General features: G+C 70.4%; 5 protein-coding genes and 1 pseudogene. All 6 read right to left on the reverse strand.

Annotated features, from left to right (window positions below):
- Positions 1-143: 143 nt before the first annotated feature.
- The gene (locus ACFWY6_RS42490; RefSeq protein ID WP_135329083.1) at positions 144-371 is read right to left on the reverse strand and encodes a type A2 lantipeptide; all 228 of its coding nucleotides are present in this window, start codon (positions 369-371) and stop codon (positions 144-146) included.
- 151 nt (positions 372-522) lie between these two features.
- Positions 523-1491 carry a TauD/TfdA dioxygenase family protein gene (locus tag ACFWY6_RS42495; RefSeq protein WP_384702368.1) on the reverse strand — a complete coding sequence of 323 codons (969 nt, stop codon included), beginning with the start codon at positions 1489-1491 and terminating at the stop codon, positions 523-525.
- A 418-nt stretch (positions 1492-1909) separates the two neighbouring features.
- The gene (locus ACFWY6_RS42500) at positions 1910-4750 is read right to left on the reverse strand and encodes a hypothetical protein (protein WP_384702371.1); all 2841 of its coding nucleotides are present in this window, start codon (positions 4748-4750) and stop codon (positions 1910-1912) included.
- A complete protein-coding gene (locus ACFWY6_RS42505; protein WP_360769325.1) occupies positions 4747-5871 on the reverse strand; it encodes an AAA family ATPase in 1125 nt (374 codons plus the stop codon). Before ACFWY6_RS42505 ends, ACFWY6_RS42500 begins: the two co-directional genes overlap by 4 nt.
- 77 nt (positions 5872-5948) lie before the next feature.
- Complete coding sequence (locus ACFWY6_RS42510) at positions 5949-7397, reverse strand: VWA domain-containing protein (protein ID WP_384702374.1); 1449 nt, start codon at positions 7395-7397, stop codon at positions 5949-5951.
- Positions 7394-7908: pseudogene (locus tag ACFWY6_RS42515) on the reverse strand (hypothetical protein); the annotation flags it as partial. The gene ACFWY6_RS42510 and the pseudogene ACFWY6_RS42515, both read right to left, overlap by 4 nt.

Here is a 7908-nt window from a genome sequence, read left to right on the forward strand (position 1 = left end):
TATTTTTATCACCCACCCCGCTGGGCCGGGGCGGGTGGGCGCACCGCCCGGGGGCTCTCCCCAACCTTGTTTCGGGCGCCGGTCCCCCCCGGAACTGGATGTTCCGGGGCTCACGAATCATGGTGTCTCAGCGAGCGAGATGCTCAGAGACCGGCGACCGTGCTGGTGGCCAGGCCCGCGAGGGGGGCGGTGTTCAGGCCGGTGGTGCCCTCGACGACGCCAACGACGCCGGCAACCGTGGAGGAGACCGGGGCGATCGAGTCGACGGCGCCGGTCACGGTGCCGACGGCAGCGGCGGAGAGGCCACCCGAGACGTTGTCGAGGTCGGCGTCGGAGATCTCGAGGGTCTGGACCTGGGGGGTGGAGTTCATGATGTGAGCTGCCCTTCTCATGGTTGTTGCAAAGATGTTTCTAAGAATGCGGAACCCAAACTGCGAATTCCGCGTGGGCAGGATCAAAGCACGTTCGGATGTCGCACATCCAATCGGTCGGACGGCCGTCGGCTGTGAATGCGAGGACGAATCACCCCTGCGTGCAGGCATGTTCACCGCGTGGCGGCAGCTCCTTCACAAGCTTCACATGAGGGAATCGGGCAGACCGCGGGACTCCCTTCAACAAAGCGGACACTCCGTCCCCAATAGCGTCTGTTCTGTGGCTCATACACACGGCTTTGTGTGAAGTGTTCGCCGAATACCGTGACTGGACCGGGTATTCGATGTGCAGGTTTATTGAAGGCCCCCCGAACCCTCCGCGACCGTGCCGTCCGTGGAGGCGCCGGAAGCGAGCCCGTGCACGGGCTCGGGAACGGACCGCGGGGTGAGCAGCGTCGAGCGCCGCCCGTCGACGCCGACCGAGGATCAGGGTGCGTTCCCCGGTCTCGGGGTGGACGCGCACCACGGGGTGCTCGGTCTGGAACGTGACCGCGGTGAACACCTTCCGGTGCTGTTCGAGCGCCGCCGTCGAGGCGCCGGGGCGTACGGCCGCGTAGTCGTAGTCGTTGGTGTGTACGCCGCGCAGGCTGTCGGCGAGGATCCGCAGCGGCTCGGGCAGCCCGGCGTAGGCGGCGGTGTTGGACCACAGCGTGTTGCCGCCGTAGGGCGGGATGACCTCGGCGCGGAGGATGGAGAACGCCGGGTAGGCGGGCACGAACGTGACGTCGGTGTGCCACTGGTTGGCGCGGCCGCCGTGGTCGTTGTCGATGCCCAGGGCGTAGCGGCCGTCGACGGACGGGACGGTGGGATGGGCGACGGGGGTGCCGAGCAGCCGGGCGAAGGCCTCGTGGCTCTCTGCGTCGAGGTGCTGCTGGTCGCGGAAGAAGACGACCTTGTGCTCAAGGAGTGCGGCGCGGACGGCGGCCACGGTCGCCTCGTCCAGGTCGCCGCCGAGGCGGACGCCGGAGATGACGGCGCCGATGCGGCCGCCGACCTTCTGGACGGCGATGCCGGGGGTCTGGGGGTCGTGCGGGGATTCCACTGCGGGTGCGGAGGTCATGGGGCCGGTATCCCTTCGATGGGCAGCGCGGATCGATTCGATGGGCAGCACGGATCACCTCGCCCCGGTGTCGGCCGAGTTGAGGTGATGGTGGTGGTGTTGCGGAGGTATGAGTGAGCCGCCGAGCGGCTGGGCGAAGAGGGCGCGGAGCGGCCGGTCAGGCCATGCGCCGGCGACACGCGGCCGAGGAGAGACGGCCCAGGTCGACGTGGAGCCGCGGGACAAGAGGGGGCATCGCGGTCATGTCCAGGAGCATGGCCGCCGGCCGGAAGCACGGTCAAGGTGCCGGTGGCTCGCTTCACGACCTTGCAACGCGCGGGTTCGCGGAACGCTCGTGCTGCCGGGAAACACGAACTCGCCCGCGGCTTCGCGGTACTGCCGCGAGCCACGGACGAGTTCGGAGGTCACGCCGTCGAGGTCAGGCGCCGGACAGCAGCGCCTCAAGGGCCAGTGCCGTCTCGGGATGACGGCCGACCAGTGCGGCACCCGACGGGCCCGCATCCGCCGTCTCCCACGTCCCCTCGCAGCCGAGCAGGCTCGCCACCGCGTCACACGTCGCGGGGTGAGCGGCGAGCAGCGTGCAGCCGGAGGCACCGTCGGCGCGCCCCGCCGGACTCATCGCCACCGGTTCCGGCTGCGCCAGCCACGGCGGCACCCATGCGTCGAGCGCCGCGAGCTTGCCCGGGAAGATCCGTCCGGCCTCGCGGATGAGGAGCGGCGCCAGGTCCGTGCCGCTGCCGCGCAGGGTGGTGATCAGCGTCGGCAGCCACGGCAGCAGCACCGGGTCCGGCAGCCGTCCGAACGCGTTGGACACCGCCTCCACGACGAAGTCGGTGAGACCCGGGACGGGCTCCAGGGCGTGCACGAAGCCGCTCAGGTACTGCGGATAGGCGGGCACCACCAGGGGGTTGCCCAGGAGTTCGTCGCACCTGGCCCGAAGGTCCGCACGGGACAGGTTCCCCAGCTGCGTCTGGGAGGCCCACAGCAGCGCCGTCTTCGACGGGTCCTGCGGATGCGACTGGGCGACCGCGAGCTCCAGCTGGGTCCGGTCGCAGCCGAGCGAAAGGGCCAGGCTCTCCATGCTGAAGAGGAAGCCCAGCATCGCCGCCACCTGGCGCACGGTGGCGTCCTCGTCGGTGAAGGCCGTCGGCAGCAGGGTGCAGTAGTGCGCGTAACCCGCCTTGACGAAGGACTCGATCCACGGCGGCAGGGTCGGCTCGCTGGTGCGGTAGTGGGCGAGCAGCCGCCGCACCCGGCGCAGCACTTCCGGCGCTCCGTCCACGCTGCGTTCGGCCGACAGCACCTCCAGGGCGCGGGTCCCCAGTTCGTCGGCGAGGCGGCGGCTGCGCAGGTACAGCGTCGCGTCCTCGACGGCCTGCAGGACCGTCGCCGCGGTGGCCTGCGGGCCGTACGCGGTGCGGCGCAGGCGCTGCTCAAGGACCTGCTCGATGCTGACGCCCTCGTAGCCGAGCTCGATGAGCGCGCGCTGGTGGGTGCCCAGAGCCAGGTCCCACGACTCCTGGATGGACCGCTCCCCCAGCTTCCGCTCGCCCATGATCGGGCGTGCGGCGCCGTGCGGCATCAGATGGCGCAGCATCCACAGCACGTCGGAGCACGGCCCCAGCTCCGGCTGCCCGGCGATGTCGAGCAGGGCCCGCTGCACGCCGCGCTTCTCCAGCGGCAGGTTCAGCGGTGCGAGGCGGTCGTGCACGTCGCGGGCCAGCGGTGGCAGCGATTCATAGCCGACCTGCCCGATCCGGTCGCCGCCCATCATGATTTCGACGAGGCGGCGTACGTCGCGCCGGCCGGGCACCGAGTCCTTCTCGATGCACGTGACGGCCGCGTCCTGGAAGTCGTACGGCGTGGGCCTTGCCCGGTCGCGCATCCCGGCCAGCAGGATCGACGTCTCGAACACCGCGATGGCGTCGGCGGTGGAGGCGAGATAGCCGTTGCGGCGCGCGGCGCGCACGATCTCCACGGACCAGCCGAGCAGTTCGGCCTCGTCGAGCCGGTCGAGGACGGGCGGCTGCCGCAGGAAGCCGGTCAGTCTGTCCGAGGGCTCGGCCGCCGGTGCGGGCGGTGGCGCGGCGGCCGCCTTCTTGGCCTTGGACTTCTTCTTCGCGCCCGCCTGTCCCGCGAGGCGGTACGGCTCCGTCCTGGTGCGCTTGAGGTTCTTCGCCCAGACCGTCGCGGCGATGGACACCGAACCGGCGGCGAGGCCGAACTGCGCCTCGATCGACGCGTGGCTCGACGGGATCAGGCCGTGCTGCCACTTGGTGGCGCTGCGCGGGCTGATCTCGAAGGTGTCGGTGCCGTGCACGCCGAACTCCTCGACACGGCTTGCCGCGTGGAAGGCGCCGCAGACATAGAGGCAGTCGGCGGGATCGGTGCCGGTCGCGGCCAGGTGCTCGCGCATCCTGGTCCACATGTAGCGCTCGCGGTCCTCGTCGACCCGCACCCGGTCCGGGTCGCCGGGCGCGAGGCGCCGGAAGAGGCTGCCTATCAGGAGCATCACCTGGCGGTAGGTGTCGTGGTCGCTGTCGCCCAGCGGCAGTTCGACGTACTGGTGCCACCACTCCGACCAGTGCCGCACCCGGCCGTGGCGCAGCAGGTGCTCCTCCAGTTCGGCGAAGCGCGGCCGCAGGTCGCCGATCTCCACGCCGACCGCGTCGCCGTGCAGCGCGGCCTCCTCGTCGGCGGGAGGTGCGTCCGGATCGGCCGGGTCCTCGGCGCGCTTGCCCCGCGTGTCCCATTGGAAGACGTGGTCCGACGAACGGTCCACGAGGACCAGTTCCACTCCCGGCGTGTCCAGGGCGTACGCGATCGCCTGGTACTCGGCCGAGGCCTCAGTGATCGGTGCGACCACCGAAAGCGGCGACCAGTCGGCGGGGAAGCCGTCGACCTCGGTGGCGAACGCCTGGACCGCCACCGGGAGCCTGCAGTTGCGCAGTTCGGTCAGGAGCGGCGCCATGTCCTCGCACAGCTCCACGTACACGACCTTCGGCTGCTTCTCCCGCAGGCGGCGGGCCATCGCGAGAGCCGAGGCCGGCGAGTGATGGCAGACGGGGAAGATCTCCAGCGGTTCGCCGAGCGCGCGGTCGACGTCGTCGACCAGGCCGAGGAGGATGCCCTGCAGGGCATCGGGCCCGTCGGCAAAGGTCGCGGCGGCCTCCTGCAGCTGTCCGCGCAGCGCCTCGAAGGTGCCCTCGTGGGTGCTCACTTGGGTACTCGCTTGGTTGCTCGCCTGGGTGCCGCTCATGACAGGGTGGCGATCGCGTCGCGGCCGCCCTCCAGGAACTCCGGCCAGGAGCCGCCGACTTCCTTGCTGCGCGGCTCGACGACTCCGTGCAGATACTTGTTGAGTATGGCCAGGTCCTCGGGCTCGCGCCGGGCCAGCGACCCCACGAGCGAGGAGGCCAGCGTGTGCGCGGTCAGGGCGCGCTCGCCGAAGAAGTTGCTGTGCAGGATGGCGTCTTCAAGCACGCCGATCTGTTCTGCGGTGGACAGGGCCGACTCCAGCTTCTCGTCGTCGCTCGCGGCCGCGGCCGACGAGGCGCGCAGGTCGGCGAAGCTCTGCAGCAGTACGTCGAGCAGTGTCGGCGGCACGTCCAGGTCGATCTGGTGGCGGCGCAGCAGTTCCTCGGTACGGAAACGGACGATCTCCGTCTCGCTCTTCTTGTTCGTCACGACCGGGATGCGGACGAAGTTGAAGCGGCGCTTGAGGGCCGACGACAGGTCGTTGACGCCGCGGTCACGGCTGTTGGCGGTGGCGATGATGGAGAAGCCGGGCTTGGCGAAGACGATGTTGTCGCTGTCCGCGTCGCTGCCCAACTCCGGTACGGAGATGTACTTCTCGGACAGGATCGAGATCAGCGCGTCCTGTACGTCGCTGGTGGAACGGGTCAGTTCCTCGAAGCGGCCGATCGTGCCGGTCTCCATCGCCGTCATGATCGGCGAGGGGATCATCGACTCCCGCGACTGGCCCTTGGCGATGACCATGGACACGTTCCACGAGTACTTGATGTGGTCCTCGGTGGTGCCGGCCGTGCCCTGCACCACCTGCGTGGAATTGCGGCTGATCGCCGCGGAGAGCAGCTCGGCGAGCCAGCTCTTGCCGGTGCCGGGGTCGCCGATGAGCAGCAGCCCGCGGTCGGAGGCCAGCGTGACGATGGAGCGCTCGACGAAGCTGCGGTCGCCGAACCACTTCTGCGAGATCTTCCGGTCCAGGCCGTCGGAGCGCTCGGAGCCAAGGACGAACAGGCGGACCATCTTCGGGGACAGCCGCCAGGAGAAGGGCTTGGGGTTGTCGTCGACGGACTCGAGCCAGTCCAGCTCCTCGGCGTACTTGAGCTCGGCAGGGGCGCGCAACACATCGGACATGGCAGGGCCTTCCTCGAAAAGGATTCAGGTAAAGGGGAGATCTTTGGGAGCCGCAGGCGGGCGCCCGGCCTGAAGCGTCAGGCGAGAAACGTCTTGAGCTCGTGGACGAGCTTCTTTATGTGGCCGGAGAGCACCGGCGCACCGAGGTCCTTGAAGCGCTCGCGGAACCACGGGTTGACGCTGCCGCGGCCTGAGCTGGTCACCGAGCCGACGGGGATGAACTTGGCGCCCGAGCGGTGGATGGCCGCCATGGACTCGAACAGCGGCTCGCTCCGCCACTCGTAGAAGTCGGAGATCCACACGACGACGGTGTTGCGGGGCTCGGCGATCTTCGGCTGCGCCAGTGCCATGGCGACCGTGCCGTCGGTGCCGCCGCCGAGCTGGGTGCGAAGGAGCGTCTCGAAGGGGTCGTGCACCCAGGGCGTGAGGTCGAGCGCCTGGGTGTCGTACGCGATGAGGTGGACGTCCACCTTGGGCAGCCCGGCGAAGATCGACGCCAGGATGGTGCAGTTCACCATCGAGTCGACCATCGAGCCCGACTGGTCCACGACGACGATCAGCCGCTGGGGCGTCGTCTTGCGCGCGGTGTGCCGGTAGTAGAGGCGGTCGACGTACAGCCGCTCCTCCTCCGGGCTCCAGTTGGTGAGGTTCTTCCAGATGGTGCGGTCGAGGTCGAGGTTGCGGAACACCCGCTTGGGCGGCACGGAGCGGTCGATGGCGCCTACGGTGGCCTTCTCCACCTGGGTGCGCAGGACTTCGGCGACCTCGTCGACGAAGCGGCGGATGAGCGCCTTGGCGTTGGCCAGGGCCACACCCGAGAGGTTGTCCTTGTCCCGCAGCAGCTGCTCGATGAGCGACATGCTCGGGGTCAGCTGCGAGGCGAGCTTCGGATCGGCGAGGACCTCCCGCAGGTGCATGCGCTTGACCAGGTCGGCCTCGATCGAGCCCAGTTCCGGGCCGATCGCCGGGATGAGCCTGCTGAGGTCGGGGTTCGTGCCCCGGCCTCCGGTGCCGGTCGGGCTGACGCCCTGTCTCCCGCCGCCGGTCGCCGCTCCTGCTCCTGAACCTCCGCCGGCCCGCCCGCCCCGCAGATCGCCGGGCTTGCAGCCGAGCGCGCGCTCCAGCCAGCCCGCGTCGGACTGCCAGCGCGCCAGCTGTCCGGCGGTGACCGTGCCGCTTCCGGTGGCGAACACATTGAGCAGCGTCTTCGACACCAGGGCGGCGCGCCGCACCTCGGCGGCCCGGTCGCGGGCACCGTCATGCTCGGGTTCGGGTGCCATCAACCCATCGAACTCCGCGGCCAGTTCCGGGTGGCGCTGCACGATCGAGTCGACGGAGGCCCCCGGGTCAAGGAGCGCCGACGGCAGTCCGATGTCCTCGACGACGGCGAGACTCGCCGACTCCAGTGTGGGCTGCTCCTCGGGGTCGAAGAGCCGGGCGAGGAGCCGCCAGTACAGGACCTGCCGACGGTTGTCGTGGGGGTCGGCCTCAGGAGTGGGCGGCCGCCCGGTCGTGTGGTCCGTCATTTCCGCAGCAGCCTTCCCGCGCGCTCCCGCAGCACGGCCACCGCGTCGGTGGCTGCCTTCTCGGCCTTGACTCCGGCCTTGTCGGTCGTGCCGCCCGCCCATCCCCCGGCGTGGATCGCCACGGCCTTCTTCCGTACGGTCGTCTCCACGGCCAGCGGCTGCAGGCGGTACGCCCCGGCGTCCCAGCGGAGCAGTCCGATGCACGCGCCGGATGTGGCGACGGCCTGGGGCGTGAGCGGTCCCGCGGCCGGGATGCGGTCGGTGTCGACGGCCAGCGGATGTCCGGCCACGGTGAACGTCAGCGCCTCGTCGTCCTCCTGCGCCGCGTATCCCTCCAGGAACACCGGGACGGCGATGCGCGCCGGATGCCGGTCCAGGGGTGCCGTCGGCGCGTCCGTGGCGGTGGGCAGGGCCACGCGGGCGGTGGCGAAGGCGTCCGCGGGGGCGCGCCCCCGGGCGGCGGACACGCGGCCACTCGCGGGGCCCCCCGGCGGGGTGGGGCAGCGGCGCG

The sequence above is a fragment of the Streptomyces sp. NPDC059037 genome (genome assembly GCF_042740015.1).
Lineage (GTDB): Bacteria > Actinomycetota > Actinomycetes > Streptomycetales > Streptomycetaceae > Streptomyces.

Coding starts and splice junctions, on each gene's coding strand:
- ACFWY6_RS42490 (WP_135329083.1), bottom strand. CDS start 371: ATGAACTCCACCCCCCAGGTCCAGACCCTCGAGATCTCCGACGCCGAC.
- ACFWY6_RS42495 (WP_384702368.1), bottom strand. CDS start 1,491: ATGACCTCCGCACCCGCAGTGGAATCCCCGCACGACCCCCAGACCCCC.
- ACFWY6_RS42500 (WP_384702371.1), bottom strand. CDS start 4,750: ATGAGCGGCACCCAGGCGAGCAACCAAGCGAGTACCCAAGTGAGCACC.
- ACFWY6_RS42505 (WP_360769325.1), bottom strand. CDS start 5,871: ATGTCCGATGTGTTGCGCGCCCCTGCCGAGCTCAAGTACGCCGAGGAG.
- ACFWY6_RS42510 (WP_384702374.1), bottom strand. CDS start 7,397: ATGACGGACCACACGACCGGGCGGCCGCCCACTCCTGAGGCCGACCCC.